Source organism: Streptomyces sp. NRRL F-525, from assembly GCF_000716605.1.
In the GTDB taxonomy this organism is placed as follows: Bacteria; Actinomycetota; Actinomycetes; order Streptomycetales; family Streptomycetaceae; genus Streptomyces.
In genome coordinates this window covers 105,731-118,602 of the sequence record NZ_JNXE01000018.1, presented here as the reverse complement: position 1 = coordinate 118,602, position 12,872 = coordinate 105,731, and the positions used below count along the sequence as shown (strand labels likewise).

At 70.1% G+C, this 12,872-nt stretch carries 12 protein-coding genes; 8 read left to right on the top strand and 4 right to left on the bottom strand.

The genetic code is table 11. The features are described from left to right. Positions 1–108: 108 nt before the first annotated feature. Entirely contained in the window at positions 109–858 is a 750-nt protein-coding gene (locus OO69_RS25885) for an MBL fold metallo-hydrolase (RefSeq protein ID WP_033283223.1), read from the bottom strand. A 296-nt stretch (positions 859–1,154) separates the two neighbouring features. Next, on the bottom strand, positions 1,155–1,745 hold the full coding sequence (locus OO69_RS25880; protein ID WP_033283171.1) for a TIGR03086 family metal-binding protein: 591 nt from the start codon (positions 1,743–1,745) through the stop codon (positions 1,155–1,157). A gap of 153 nt (positions 1,746–1,898) precedes the next feature. Between OO69_RS25880 and OO69_RS25875 the strand changes: the two genes are divergently transcribed. Beyond that, entirely contained in the window at positions 1,899–3,212 is a 1,314-nt protein-coding gene (locus OO69_RS25875; protein WP_033283170.1) for an MFS transporter, read from the top strand. Here OO69_RS25875 and OO69_RS25870 read toward each other — a convergent pair. Together OO69_RS25870 and OO69_RS25865 are read right to left on the bottom strand one after the other, a co-directional pair. After that, positions 3,149–4,312 carry a hypothetical protein gene (locus OO69_RS25870; RefSeq protein WP_033283169.1) on the bottom strand — a complete coding sequence of 388 codons (1,164 nt, stop codon included), beginning with the start codon at positions 4,310–4,312 and terminating at the stop codon, positions 3,149–3,151. The two genes, OO69_RS25875 and OO69_RS25870, sit on opposite strands and share 64 nt — an antisense overlap. Beyond that, on the bottom strand, positions 4,309–5,274 hold the full coding sequence (locus tag OO69_RS25865) for a 5-dehydro-4-deoxyglucarate dehydratase (protein WP_033283168.1): 966 nt from the start codon (positions 5,272–5,274) through the stop codon (positions 4,309–4,311). Before OO69_RS25865 ends, OO69_RS25870 begins: the two co-directional genes overlap by 4 nt. Before the next feature lie 241 nt (positions 5,275–5,515). Between OO69_RS25865 and OO69_RS25860 the strand changes: the two genes are divergently transcribed. From OO69_RS25860 to OO69_RS25830, 7 genes are all read left to right on the top strand, one after another. Beyond that, the gene (locus tag OO69_RS25860) at positions 5,516–6,325 is read left to right on the top strand and encodes an NAD-dependent epimerase/dehydratase family protein (RefSeq protein ID WP_033283167.1); all 810 of its coding nucleotides are present in this window, start codon (positions 5,516–5,518) and stop codon (positions 6,323–6,325) included. Positions 6,326–6,594: 269 nt separating this feature from the next. Beyond that, complete coding sequence (locus OO69_RS25855) at positions 6,595–7,365, top strand: DeoR/GlpR family DNA-binding transcription regulator (RefSeq protein ID WP_033283166.1); 771 nt, start codon at positions 6,595–6,597, stop codon at positions 7,363–7,365. Between the two features lie 87 nt (positions 7,366–7,452). Further along, positions 7,453–8,823, top strand: coding sequence for an ABC transporter substrate-binding protein (locus OO69_RS25850; protein ID WP_033283165.1), 1,371 nt, complete (start codon positions 7,453–7,455; stop codon positions 8,821–8,823). Beyond that, positions 8,820–9,758, top strand: coding sequence for a carbohydrate ABC transporter permease (locus OO69_RS25845; RefSeq protein ID WP_033283164.1), 939 nt, complete (start codon positions 8,820–8,822; stop codon positions 9,756–9,758). The genes OO69_RS25850 and OO69_RS25845 overlap by 4 nt, the downstream gene beginning before the upstream one ends. Further along, positions 9,755–10,603: a carbohydrate ABC transporter permease gene (locus OO69_RS25840; protein ID WP_033283163.1), complete on the top strand. Its 849-nt coding sequence runs from the start codon at positions 9,755–9,757 to the stop codon at positions 10,601–10,603. Before OO69_RS25845 ends, OO69_RS25840 begins: the two co-directional genes overlap by 4 nt. Continuing rightward, the gene (locus OO69_RS25835; RefSeq protein ID WP_033283162.1) at positions 10,600–11,589 is read left to right on the top strand and encodes a zinc-dependent alcohol dehydrogenase family protein; all 990 of its coding nucleotides are present in this window, start codon (positions 10,600–10,602) and stop codon (positions 11,587–11,589) included. Before OO69_RS25840 ends, OO69_RS25835 begins: the two co-directional genes overlap by 4 nt. A gap of 84 nt (positions 11,590–11,673) precedes the next feature. Then, positions 11,674–12,840: a TerD family protein gene (locus OO69_RS25830; RefSeq protein ID WP_033283161.1), complete on the top strand. Its 1,167-nt coding sequence runs from the start codon at positions 11,674–11,676 to the stop codon at positions 12,838–12,840. The last annotated feature ends 32 nt before the right edge of the window (positions 12,841–12,872 follow it).

The window sequence follows — 12,872 nt, the reverse complement described above, 5'->3', positions numbered from 1 at the left end:
TCGCGTCTCATATATGACGTACGAAGTACGACGGGTTGAAGGTAGGAGCGCGCTTTTGTTTCGTCAATGCTTCTGACAGAAGAACCCGCAACTGGCCGTCGCACGGCCTCACATGGTCTTGGTGACGCCTTCCAGCGCGGCGGAGGTGCGGCCGGGGAAGATCGCGGCGGCGCGTTCCAGGGCCGCTTCCCTGGTGAGGGTGGGTCCCACGTGGGTGATGAGGAGTTCACGCGCGCCCTTGGCACAGGCGGCGGCGTCCTCGGGCGTGAGGTGGACCTGCCGTTCGCCTTCGCGATGCCGGTCGATGTCGGCCTCACAGAGGAATACGTCGGCGCCGCCCGCGAGTTCGGACAGCGCCTCGCAGGGTCCGCTGTCCCCGGAGTACCCGAGCACGCTCCCCTGGCACTCGGCGCGCAGCCCGTACGCCTCGGTGTCGTGGGCGACGGCACGTGCGGTGAGCCGGAGGTTCCAGTGCCGGACGGCGTGGCCGTCGTAGAGCGGCCGGAAGTCGAAGACGCCGCTCAGGAACCGTACGTCCGGCTGCCCGAAGAACCCTGCAAGCCGACGGGCGCAGTCCTGCGGGGCGTACAGCGGGATCGGGGAGGTCGGGGTCATCCCGCCGTAGGCGAACGCGTAGGCGGCGGCGAGGAGATCGGCGCTGTGGTCGGCGTGCAGATGCGAGATCCAGATCGCGGTGAGCCGCGCCGGATCCGTGTGCCGCTGCAACTCAGCGAACGTCCCCGTCCCCGCGTCCACCCACACCTCGGCGCCGCCGCCACGCAGCAGGTACCCGGAGCAGGGGCGGCCGGGGCGCGGATGCGGTGAGGCTGTGCCGAGGACGGTCAGACTGAGAGGCATGGTGGGGAAGAGTACGGTTCCGGGGCCCACTGCGCTCAGGTTTCGGGGTGGTGTGTGGGGGATGGGGGCGAGGTGGGATATGGGGCGGGATTCGGGGCGTTCGGCGTTCGACGGGGTTCGGCTTCGGAGTGGGGTGGAGGCGGGGGGCTGGGGGGCCTACGACGATTTGGCTCGCGGGCATGCCGGCGCCGCCGGGCCCCGGTTGCGGGCTGACGGCGGCAACTGGCGCCCCACCGCCGCCAGTTCACGGCGCGCCACTCCCCCGCCGAAGCCCCCCCCGCCCGCTCCTACTCCCCCTACGCCTTCCACCCAGGGTCACGCCCGCTCAGCCCCAACGCCCGTTCCAGCAACGGTGCTTCGTCCGGTACCGGGATCACCGGGCCGAAGATGCCGCCGCCTCGGGTCGGGTCCTGGGTGGCCGCGAGGAGGAAGCCGTGCGACGCCTGGAGGGCGGCCGGGTCGGGGGCGTAGGGGCGGCCGGTGGCCACTGCCAAGTCCCAGCCATGGATGACCAGTTCGTCGGCGACGACGGCCGCGGCGACCGCGGCGGGGAGGTCGATGCCGCCCGCACGGGTCATGCCGGTCCAGGCGGCCGGGTCGCGCCAGGCCTCGGCCAAGTCGTCGAGGGCCTTGGGGAGTTGGTCGCGCCAGTCGGGGCCGATGTCCGGGGCGGTGGCGCCGGGGTTGGTGTCGGTCGTGACACCCAGGTCCTTGCGCGCGGCGTCGCGGAAGGCGACGGACAGGCCAAGCAGGTGTCCCAGCATGTTGCGTACGGCGAGCTCGGGACACGGCGTCCCGTCCGTCAGCTGCTCGTCGGTCACCCCCTCGGCGAGCCGGGCGATGACCCGGGTCTGGGGGCCGAGGTCGAGGATCGTGTCGTCGGTCATGCGCATCTCCTCAGGTATTGGGCTCCGCTCATGAGGTAGACCAACGGCGGCCCCGAAACTCATCGCACAGCCCCGCCACGCCTCCCCCACCGCGCGTTTCTACGGCACCTGCCCGATGCCGCCGCCCCCGCCTTAGACCCACGATGACCAGGCATGACGACAAACTGGACGGTGACCCGCATCCTGCGGGACCGCAACGCGGGGCTGTATCTCGCGGGCCTGATCGTGTCCGCCTTCGGCACGTCCGCGCTCGGGCTCGCGGCCGGCGTGTGGGTGAAGGACCTCACCGCCTCGAACGGCCTCGCCGCGCTGTGCACCTTCGCGGTGTGGGCCCCGACCCTGTTCGGCCCGGCCCTCGGCACGATCGCCGACCGCGTCCGCCGCAAGCCCCTGCTGATCCGGACGAACCTCGCCCTGGCCGCACTCCTCCTCACCCTCTCCGCCGTCCATTCCCGCGCCGACCTGTGGCTGCTCTTCGCGGTCCTGTTCGTCTACGGCATCACCATCGTCGTCCAGGACCCCGCCGAGTCCGCCCTCCTCGCCGCCGTCGTCGACCGCGACCTCCTCGGCGACTTCAACGGGCTGCGGATGACGGCCGTGGAAGGCATGAAACTGGTCGCCCCACTGACGGGCGCGGGCCTGTACGCGGCGTTCGGCGGCCCTACGGTGGCCGCTCTGGACGCGGTCACGTTCGCGCTGGCGGCGGCCCTGTGGCTGCTCATCCGCACCCGGGAGGAACCTCCGCAACGCCCCACCGGCACCTGGCGCACCCAAACCGCAGAGGGCGTACGCGAGTTGTGGAAGCATCCTCTTCTACGTCCGCTGGTCCTGGCCGGCGGCGCCACGATGTTCCTCGCCTCCCTGAGCAGCTCCACGAACTACGCGATCGTCGGCGGCCTGGGCCACGCGCCCACTTACACCGGCGTGCTGTACGCGGCCCAGGGCACCGGCTCGGTGGCGGTCGGCCTCGTCTCCGGACCCGCTCTACGACGGCTCGGCGAACGGCGGTTCGGGGCGGCCGGGATCGCGCTCATGGGGGTCGCGGTGGCCGCGCGTGCGGTGCCGTCCGACGCGGTGGTCCTGGCGGGCGCCGTGGCGATCGGCCTGGGGCTGCCGTGCGTACTGATCGCCGCGTTCACCGCGGTACAGCGGGAGTTGCCGGGTCCCCTGCTCGGCCGGGCCACCGCCACCGCGAACACCCTGATCTTCACACCGAGCGTGATCGGGCTGGGAGCAGGGGCGGCACTGGTCGAACTGGCCGACTTCCGCGTGCTGTTGGCACTGATCGGGGTGGCGCTGCTCGCAACGGGCTTGTCCTTGGCGGTGCTTGGGACGGGGGCGTCTTCGCCGGTGCTTGCGCCGGACGCACCCCCGTCGTCGCCCACCCCGCCCCCATCCCCGCCTCAGAGCCCGCCCAACGCCCCCCGCACCTCACCCAAATCCCCCTCGGACGCCAACCCCGCGTGATAGAGCCGCAGTTCAGTCGCCCCGAGGCTCCGTGCCCGTTCCGCGTCGGCCGCAAGTGCCCCCGGCCGTCCCCCCATCCCGGAGACCACCGTGAAGTTGGCGGCCAACACGGCCCCGTCCACGCCCTGTTCGGCGAACGGGGTCAGCAGACCCCCGCCCGCCGTACAGGGGACGACCACGCCGTCGGCCACGGACAGGATGTGCCCAGGGTCCACACCCACGTTCGCGCCGCAGTGGTACGACTCCGGGTCCGCGTGGAGCAGGACCTGGAAGTCGGCGGGGGCGGCCGCCCGGACCGCCGCGACCGCCGTCTCCTGGAGGGTGCGGGCCCGCTCGTCGCGCCACGCGCGCGTGGCCGTCGCGTTCGCGTCGCCGAGGAGTTTCTCGACCCCCGCCCAGCCGCCGTCGGAGGGCGCGCCCCGCCACACCGGTTCCAGCGCGGCGCGTACGACCGCCGCCAACTCCTCGGCGTCCAGGCCCTGTTCGCCGTAGCCCTCCCGGCAGGTCGGGCAGAAGCACAGGGACATGAGGTACTGGCCGGCATCGCCGAGCCCGACCCCGGCGGTCTTGTCGTGGGCGTGCAGGTGGGCGAGGCCGTACCAGCCGAGGGACTCCAGTTCGGTGCCGCGCGCGCCGGGGCGTACGGCCGCCTCGGCGGCGAGGTCGACGAGGTACGCGCGCGTGGCGGGCTGCGCGATGCAGGGCGCCCAGGGGTAACGGTCGCCGTAGGCGTTGACCACCGAGGTGTCCGGATGGTCCGCGCCCAGGCGGGAGTTGTGGGCCAGCACCACCCAGGTGTGCACCTCCAGGCCTGCTTCAGTGAGGGAGGCCGCGGCCTCGCCGTAGGCGTCGCCCGGCGCCCAGTCGCCCGCCGGGTACGGCCTCAACTCCCGTCCCTGCCAACGGTTGTCCGGCGGATACAGCACGGCCGCGTGCTCGGCGGTGACGATGCGGTGGCGCGGGTGGCGGGGGGTCAGCGCGCGCGTGGAGTGGTACGCGGAGGCCAAGGTCGCCTGCTGGACGCCGAGTTCGGCGATCCGGGCGCCCGCCTCGGGGTCGCCGTTGACATCCCAGGGGTAGACGAATGCCGATGCCTTCACGCGCCCTCCTCGATCCGCGATGCGACCTCTGACTCGATCAACGTATAGCCGCGCTCGATGAGTTGGGCCAGCTGCTTGACGTGGTCCTCGGTCGGCTCGGTCAGGGGTGGGCGGACCTCGCCGACGTCCAACCCCCGCATCCGTACGCCCGCTTTGACCAACGAGACGGCGTAACCCCTGCCCTGGGCGCGGAGTTCGACGAACGGGAGATAGAAGCCGTCCAGGAGACGGTTCGCCGTGGTGTCGTCGCCGGTCGCCAGCGCGCGGTGGAAGGCGAGCGCGATCTCGGGGACGAAGCAGAACACGGCGGAGGAGTAGAGGGTGATACCGATGCCCCGGTAGGCGAGTTGGGTCTGTTCGGCGGTCGGGAGTCCGTTGAAGTAGAGGAATTCGCCCGGGACTTCGGCGCGTACCGTGCTCACGATCCGCTGCATCAGGTCGAGGTCGCCGAGGCCGTCCTTGAAGCCGATGATGCCCTCGGTGCGGGCGAGTTCGACGACCGTGGCGGGGGTGAAGACGGCGTTGTCGCGCTGGTAGACGATGACGGGCAGTGCCGTCGCCGCGGCCACCTCGCGGTAGTGCCGCAGCAGCCCCTCCTGCCCGGCGACCACGAGGTACGGCGGCATGGCGAGCAGCCCGTCCGCCCCGGCGGCCTCCGCGAGCCGCGCGTACCGTACGGCGAGCGCGGTGCCGTAGCCCGCGCCCGCGACCACCGGCACCCGGCCCGCAGTCGCCTCCACGGCAGCCCGGACGCACGCCTCGAACTCCTCGGGCAGCAGCGCGTGGAACTCCCCGGTGCCGCAGCACGCGAACACGGCGGCGGCCCCGGCCTCCACGCCCCGGCGGACATGCGCGCGGTAGACGTCGAGATCGACGGAGCCGTCGGGGCCGTACGCGGTGACGGGGAAGAACAGCGGCCCGCTGGGGATACTGAGCCGGTCGGCGAGAGGGGCTGGCGTCACGGGCTCTCCCTTGAAACAGGCGCGTGCGTTCTTCTGATCAACGTCTACATTTCTGAACAGCCCCACCCTAAGGATCTGCCTCAGGGTGGGTCAAGCAGGCAAATGAGCAAGAAGGAAGCGGATTTCCCAGGTCCACGCCACACTTGACTGGCATGGCGGACGATCCTTAGCTTGTCCATGCATGTGAATATCATTCATGGATGAGGTCAGCCATCCACTGTCGATCCCAAGGAGACCGAGGATGCCCGCTCCCCGCACCGTTCTGCTCACCGGCGCCGCAGGCGGACTCGGCACCCTGATGCGGGACCTGCTCCCCTCCTACGGCTACGAGCTGCGCCTGCTGGACGTCCGCCCCATCGAGGGCGCGCCGGACGCGATCATCACCGACCTCTCCGACCGCGCGGCGCTCCGCGAGGCCGTGCGGGGCGTCGACGCGATCATCCATCTCGCCGGCATCTCCCTGGAAGCCTCCTTCGACAAGATCCTCGCGTCGAACATCGAGGGCACGTACAACCTCTACGAGGCCGCCCGCGAGGAGGGCATCCCGCGCATCGTCTTCGCCTCCTCCAACCACGCCGTCGGCTACACGCCGAGGCCCCAGGGCGACGACCCGCTCATCCCCATCGACACCCCGCACCGCCCCGACACCTTCTACGGCCTGTCGAAGTCCTTCGGCGAGGACCTGGCGCAGTTCTACTGGGACAAGCACGGCCTGGAGACCGTCTCCGTACGCATCGGCTCCTGCTTCCCGGAGCCCAGCAGCGTGCGCATGCTGTCGATCTGGATGAGCCCCGCCGACGGCGCCCGCCTCTTCCACGCGGCCCTCACCGCCGAGGACGTGCAGCACACCGTCGTCTACGGCTCCTCCGCCAACACCCGCCTGTGGTGGGACCTTTCGACCGCGCGGGCGCTCGGTTACGAACCGCGGGACGACTCCGAGCCGTACGCCGAGAAGATCATCGCCGAGCAGGGCGAGCTCCAGCCGGACGTCGAGGCGCACGCCTATCTCGGCGGCCACTTCGTGAACGACCCGCCGATCTGGCCGTACTGACGGGAAAAGGCACTCCGGAGACGCGGGCGGGCACCGAACGGGCCCGCCCGCAGGCATGTTCGGGCACGGACGCTGCCCGATCTCACGCCCCGGCGCACAGCCGCGCAGGTCCGCGACGGGCACAGCGCGCGGTAAACGGTCACACACGGGCAGCATCGGGCGTGCAACAGGCCTGGTCAGTGCCGCGCACCGGCTGTAGAACTTCCCCCAAGGGTCCCACCGGGCCCGAACGGGCAGTACTCCAGGTGAGCGGAAAGGCGGTGTCGGCCATGAGCACGAGTTCGGCGGAGGAACGCCAGCGGGAGATCGTGCGGGCCGCGCGCCGCACCGGCTCGGTCGACGTCACCGCGCTCGCCGCCGAGCTGGGCGTGGCCAAGGAGACCGTACGGCGGGATCTGCGGGCCCTGGAGGACCACGGGCTGGTCCGCAGGACCCATGGCGGCGCCTACCCCGTGGAGAGCGCCGGTTTCGAGACGACGCTCGCCTTCCGCGCCACCAGCCATGTCCCGGAGAAGCGCCGGATCGCGGTCGCCGCGGCAGAGCTGCTCGGGGACGCCGAGACCGTCTTCGTCGACGAGGGCTTCACCCCCCAGCTCATCGCCGAGGCGCTGCCCAGGGACCGGCCGCTGACCGTGGTCACCGCGTCCCTGCCCGTGGCGGGCGTGCTCGCCGAGTCGGAGAACACCTCGGTGCTGCTGCTCGGCGGCCGGGTCCGGCACGGCACGCTGGCCACCGTGGACCACTGGACGACGAAGATGCTCGCCGGCTTCGTCCTCGACCTCGCCTTCATCGGCGCCAACGGCATCTCCCGCGAACACGGCCTGACCACGCCCGACCCCGCCGTGAGCGAGGTCAAGGCACAGGCCATCCGCGCCTCCCGGCGCACCGTGTTCGCGGGCGTGCACACCAAGTTCGGGGCGGTCAGCTTCTGCAGGTTCGCCGAGATCGGCGCCCTGGAGACGATCGTCACGAGCACGCTGCTCCCGTCGGCCGAAGCCCACCGCTACTCCTTGCTGGGGCCACAGGTCATCCGCGTCTAACACCCCGTTTGAAATCCCAACTCACCCACCAGGGGTGTGCCATTCCCGTGCGCACCCTATTTCTCCCCATATCTGCAGGAGCGATCCATGCGAACCCAGAGCCGACGACGGCCGCCGCGAGCCACGCTCGCCCTGGCCGCCGTAGGGACGCTGCTCGCCCCGCTGCTCTCCGGCTGCTGGGTCGGAGCGGGCGGCGCCGGATCCGGCGGCAACTCGATCAACGTCCTCATGGTCAACAACCCCCAGATGACCGAACTCCAGAAGCTGGCCCCGCACTTCACGAAGGAGACCGGCATCAAGGTCAACTTCACGGTGCTGCCCGAGAACGACGTCCGCGACAAGATCAGCCAGGACTTCGCCAACCAGGCCGGCCAGTACGACGTGGCGACCCTCTCGAACTACGAGATCCCGATCTACGCCCGCAACGGCTGGCTGCACGAGATGGACTCCTACGTAGCGAAGGACCCGGCCTACGACGAGCAGGACATCCTCAAGCCGATGCGGGAGTCGCTGACGGCCGACGACGGCAAGCTCTACGGGCAGCCGTTCTACGGCGAGTCGTCCTTCCTGATGTACCGCAAGGACGTGCTCGCCGAGAAGAACATCACGATGCCCGCGCACCCGACCTGGACCCAGGTGGCCGACATAGCCGCCAAGGTCGACGGCGCGAAGCCCGGCATGAAGGGCATCTGCCTGCGCGGGCTGCCCGGTTGGGGCGAGTTGATGGCGCCGCTGACCACCGTCGTGAACACCTTCGGCGGGACCTGGTTCACCAAGGACTGGAAGGCACAGCTCGACTCCCCCGCGTTCGAGCAGGCGACGAAGTTCTATGTCGACCTGGTCCGCAAGCACGGCGAGTCCGGCGCGGCCCAGTCCGGCTTCGCCGAGTGCCTGAACAACATCACGCAGAGCAAGGTCGCCATGTGGTACGACGCCACCTCCGCGGCCGGTTCGCTGGAGGCCAAGGGCTCCCCGGTGAAGGGCAAGATCGGCTACGTCCCCGCGCCGGTCGAGAAGACCGACTCCTCGGGCTGGCTGTACACGTGGGCCTGGGGCATCCAGAAGGCGTCCCACAACTCCGACAAGGCCTGGAAGTTCGTGTCATGGGCGTCCAGCAAGCAGTACGAGCAGCTGGTCGGCGACACGGACGGCTGGTCCAACGTGCCGGCCGGCAAGCGCGCCTCGACGTACACGAACCCGGACTACGTCAAGGAGGCCGCCGCCTTCCAGGAGATGACGAAGGCGGCCATCGAGGGCGCCAAGCCGAACGACCCCGGCGTGCAGCCGCGGCCCGCGCCCGGCATCCAGTTCGTCGACATCCCCGAGTTCACCGACCTCGGCACGAAGGTCTCCCAGGAGATCAGTTCGGCCATCGCCGGACGGCAGTCCGTCGACTCGGCCCTGAAGAAGTCCCAGAAACTCGCCGAGCAGATCTCCAAGGAGTACGAGGGACGATGACCGCCACGACAACGGCCCCGCTGGCCACCAGCCCAACTCGTACCGCGCGGCAGCCCTCCGACCGACTGCGCGCCTGGGCCACCCGTGCCCCGCTGCTCCCCGCCCTGATCTTCATGATCGTCGTGACCCAACTCCCGTTCGTGGCCACGCTGGTGATCTCGTTCTTCGACTGGAACGCGCTCTACCCGAAGGCCCGGCACTTCACCGGTCTCGACAACTACCACCAGGTCCTGACCGACGCGGACCTGCGCCACTCCGTGTGGACGACCATCCTGCTCACCGTGGCGGTGGTGCTGGCCAGCCTGGTCTTCGGGCTGCTGCTCGCGCTGCTCCTGGACCGGAAGTTCAAGGGCCGGGGCTTCGTCCGCACGCTGCTGATCGCTCCCTTCCTGGTGGTGCCGGTGGCCGCGGCCCTGCTCTGGAAGCATGTGCTCTACAACCCTGAATACGGCCTGTTCAATGGGCTGTTGCACTATGTGGGCGGCCCACAGCCCGACTGGATCTCCAACACCCCGCTGCTCGCGGTCGAGGCATCCCTGGTGTGGCAGTGGACGCCGTTCATGATGCTGATCCTGCTGGCCGGCCTCCAGAGCCGCGACCACCAGCAGATCGAGGCCGCGAAGGTGGACGGCGCGAGCGACTGGCAGGTCTTCCGCTATCTGACCCTCCCGCACCTGCGCCGCTACCTCGAACTCGGCGCCCTGCTGGGCTCGATCTACATCGTCCAGAACTTCGACGCGGTCTTCACCATCACGTCCGGCGGCCTGGGCACCGCCAACCTGCCCTACACCGTCTACCAGAGCTTCTACCAGGCGCACGAGAACGGCCTCGCCTCGGCGGCCGGCGTCCTGGTCGTCATCGGCTCGATCATCATCGCGACCTTCGCCCTGCGCGTCGTGTCGTCCCTGTTCCGTGAGGAGGCGTCCCGCGCATGAGCAGCATCGCCGTACGCGCGCGTGCCCGCCGCAAAGGCGCCGGCCTCGGCCTGGTGGCCTGGGTGCTCGGCATCGTGTTCTTCCTGCCCATCGCCTGGATGGCACTGACGTCCTTCCACTCGGAGGCGGACGCGGCGACCAACCCGCCGTCCTTCGGGGCCGCCCTCACCCTGGACGGCTACCGGGACTTCTTCGGCACCGGAGGCGGCGCGAGCCCCTGGCCCGCGCTGGTCAACTCCCTTGTCGCGTCCGTGGCTTCGACACTCTTCGTGCTGCTGCTGGCGTTCCCGGCGGCCTACGCGCTGTCGATCCGCCCGGTGAAGAAGTGGACCAACGTCCTGTTCTTCTTCCTCTCCACGAAGATGCTCCCGGTGGTGGCGGGCCTGCTGCCGATCTACCTGTTCGCGAAGAACGCCGGGATGCTCGACAACATCTGGCTCCTGGTCATCCTCTACACCTCCATGAACCTGCCGATCGCGGTGTGGATGATGCAGTCCTTCCTCGCCGAGGTCCCGGTCGCCGTCATCGAGGCGGCGCAGATCGACGGCGCCCGGCTGCCGACCATCCTCGCGCGCGTGGTCGCTCCGATCTCCCTCCCTGGTATTGCCGCGACAGCCCTCATCTGCTTCATCTTCAGCTGGAACGAGCTGCTGTTCGCCCGGGTCCTCACGGGTGTGGTCGCGGAGACCGCCCCCGTCTTCCTGACCGGCTTCATCACCAGCCAGGGCCTGTTCCTGGCGAAGGTGTGCGCCGCGTCGCTCGTCATCTCCCTGCCGGTGCTCGCCGCGGGGTTCGCCGCCCAGGACAAGCTGGTCCAGGGCCTCTCCTTGGGAGCCGTGAAATGAAGGCCGCCGTCATCGAGTCCGTGGGCCGCGCCGTCGTCACCGAGGTCCCCGACCCGACGCCGGGCCCCCGCGAGGTCGTCGTCGAGGTCGCCGCCTGCGGGCTGTGCGGCACCGATCTGCACATCCTCCAGGGCGAGTTCGCGCCCAAGCTGCCGATCGTGCCGGGCCACGAGTTCGCCGGCGAGATCGTCGCGGTCGGCACCCAGGTCACCGAGGTCTCGGTCGGCGACCAGGTGGCCGTGGACCCGTCCCTGTACTGCTACGAATGCCGGCAGTGCCGCAACGGACACAACAACCTCTGCGAACGCTGGGCCGCGATCGGCGTCACCACGGCGGGCGGCGCGGCCCAGTACGCCGTCGCCCCGGTGGCGAACTGCGTCAAGCTACCCGAGCACGTCCGCACCCAGGACGCGGCCCTCGTAGAACCCCTGTCGTGCGCGGTGCGCGGCTACGACGTCCTCAAGTCCCGCCTCGGCGCGCACGTCCTGATCTACGGCTCCGGGACCATGGGCCTGATGATGCTGGAGCTGGCCAAGCGCACCGGCGCGGCGAGCGTTGACATCGTGGACCTGAACCCGGCCCGCCTGGAGACGGCCCGCACGCTCGGGGTCTCCGGCTCGGCGGCGAACGCGGACGAGCTGGACAAGCCGCAGGGCTGGGACCTCGTGGTCGACGCGACCGGCAACGCGGCGGCGATCCAGGACGGCCTGGGCCGGGTGGCGAAGGCGGGCACGTTCCTGCAGTTCGGGGTGGCCGACTACGCGACCCGGGTGTCGATCGACCCGTACCGCATCTACAACCAGGAGATCACCATCACCGGCTCCATGGCGGTGCTGCACAGCTTCGAGCGGGCGGCGGAGCTGTTCGCGAACGGGGTCCTCGACCCGGAGATCTTCATCAGCGACCGGATAGAGCTGGAGCGGTATCCGCAGGCGCTGGAGCAGTTCGCGGCGGGGGTGGGGCGGAAGATCGTCGTGATTCCCTGAACCTGGTCCCCTGAGCCGAACGGGGGCGGTTCAACGGTAAGGGAACGGTAAAGCGGTGCCGTTCGTTCACGAGCCATGACAGCTATGACCCCAGGCTCGAACATCCCTCTTCCGGTCTCCCGGGTGGCCGTGGATGTCGCCGCCCCCGTGCGGCTCGACGTGTCGAGCCTGCTGCTCACCGGCGACGGCAAGGTGCGCTCGGACGACGACTTCATCTTCTACAACCAGCCGAACGGCCCGGGTGTGACGTACCGCTCCGGCGGCGGTACGTCCCCGGACGCGATCACGGTCGACACGGCCGCGGTGCCGCCCGGCATCGAGAAGATCGTCGTCACGGCGAGCCCCGACGCCGCGGGGCAGACCTTCCAGGGCATCGAGCCGACGGCGACGATCCGCAACGCGGAGGACGGCTCGGTGCTGGCCACCTTCACGCCTCCTCAACTGGGCGCCGAGACGGCCCTGGTGGTCGTCGAGATCTATCTGCGCAACGGTGTCTGGAAGGCCCGCGCGGTCGGCCAGGGCTACGCGAACGGCCTGGCGGGCATCGCCACGGACTTCGGCGTCTCGGTGGAGGAGCCGGCGGCGGCTCCGGCGCCGGTGGCCCCGCCCACCCCGACGGTGCAGACCCCGGTGGCACCCCCGGCCCCGCCCGCCGCACCCCCGCTCGGCGCCGGAAAGATCAACCTCGACAAGGGCCGCGTCAGCCTCCAGAAGAACCAGACGGTGTCCCTGGTCAAGGGCGGCCGCCCGCTCCTCTCCCAGGTCAAGATGGGCCTCGGCTGGGAGCCCGCCTACCGGGGCAAGGACATCGACCTGGACGCCTCGGTCATCGCCTACGGCCCGCAGCGCAACCACATCGACAGCTGCTACTTCGGCAAGCTCTCGATCCTGAACGGCGCGATCAAGCACTCCGGGGACAATCTGACGGGCGAGGGCGGCGGTGACGACGAGGTGATCGTCGTCGACCTCGGCCGCATCCCCCAGGAGGTCACCGGCCTGGTCTTCACGGTCAACTCCTTCTCCGGCCAGAAGTTCACCGAGGTCGCCAAGGCCTACTGCCGCCTCCTGGACGCCGCGACCGGCGAGGAACTGGTCCGCTTCGACCTCACCAACGCCGAGTCCCAGACCGGCGTGATGATGGCCAAGCTGGTCAAGCAGTTCTCCGGCGAATGGGACATGACCGCGATGGGCGACTTCGTGAAGTCCCGCACGGTGCGGGGGATGGTGAAGCCGGCCGCCCAAGCGCTGTAACCACCACATACAGTCCTACGACCGCTGCGGGC

What these genes read in the sequence shown, in the direction of transcription:
- OO69_RS25845 (WP_033283164.1), top strand. Translation starts at nt 8,820, where the DNA reads ATGACCGCCACGACAACGGCCCCGCTGGCCACCAGCCCAACTCGTACC.
- OO69_RS25835 (WP_033283162.1), top strand. Translation starts at nt 10,600, where the DNA reads ATGAAGGCCGCCGTCATCGAGTCCGTGGGCCGCGCCGTCGTCACCGAG.
- OO69_RS25850 (WP_033283165.1), top strand. Translation starts at nt 7,453, where the DNA reads ATGCGAACCCAGAGCCGACGACGGCCGCCGCGAGCCACGCTCGCCCTG.
- OO69_RS25855 (WP_033283166.1), top strand. Translation starts at nt 6,595, where the DNA reads ATGAGCACGAGTTCGGCGGAGGAACGCCAGCGGGAGATCGTGCGGGCC.
- OO69_RS25860 (WP_033283167.1), top strand. Translation starts at nt 5,516, where the DNA reads ATGCCCGCTCCCCGCACCGTTCTGCTCACCGGCGCCGCAGGCGGACTC.
- OO69_RS25885 (WP_033283223.1), bottom strand. Translation starts at nt 858, where the DNA reads ATGCCTCTCAGTCTGACCGTCCTCGGCACAGCCTCACCGCATCCGCGC.
- OO69_RS25880 (WP_033283171.1), bottom strand. Translation starts at nt 1,745, where the DNA reads ATGACCGACGACACGATCCTCGACCTCGGCCCCCAGACCCGGGTCATC.
- OO69_RS25875 (WP_033283170.1), top strand. Translation starts at nt 1,899, where the DNA reads ATGACGACAAACTGGACGGTGACCCGCATCCTGCGGGACCGCAACGCG.
- OO69_RS25840 (WP_033283163.1), top strand. Translation starts at nt 9,755, where the DNA reads ATGAGCAGCATCGCCGTACGCGCGCGTGCCCGCCGCAAAGGCGCCGGC.
- OO69_RS25830 (WP_033283161.1), top strand. Translation starts at nt 11,674, where the DNA reads ATGACCCCAGGCTCGAACATCCCTCTTCCGGTCTCCCGGGTGGCCGTG.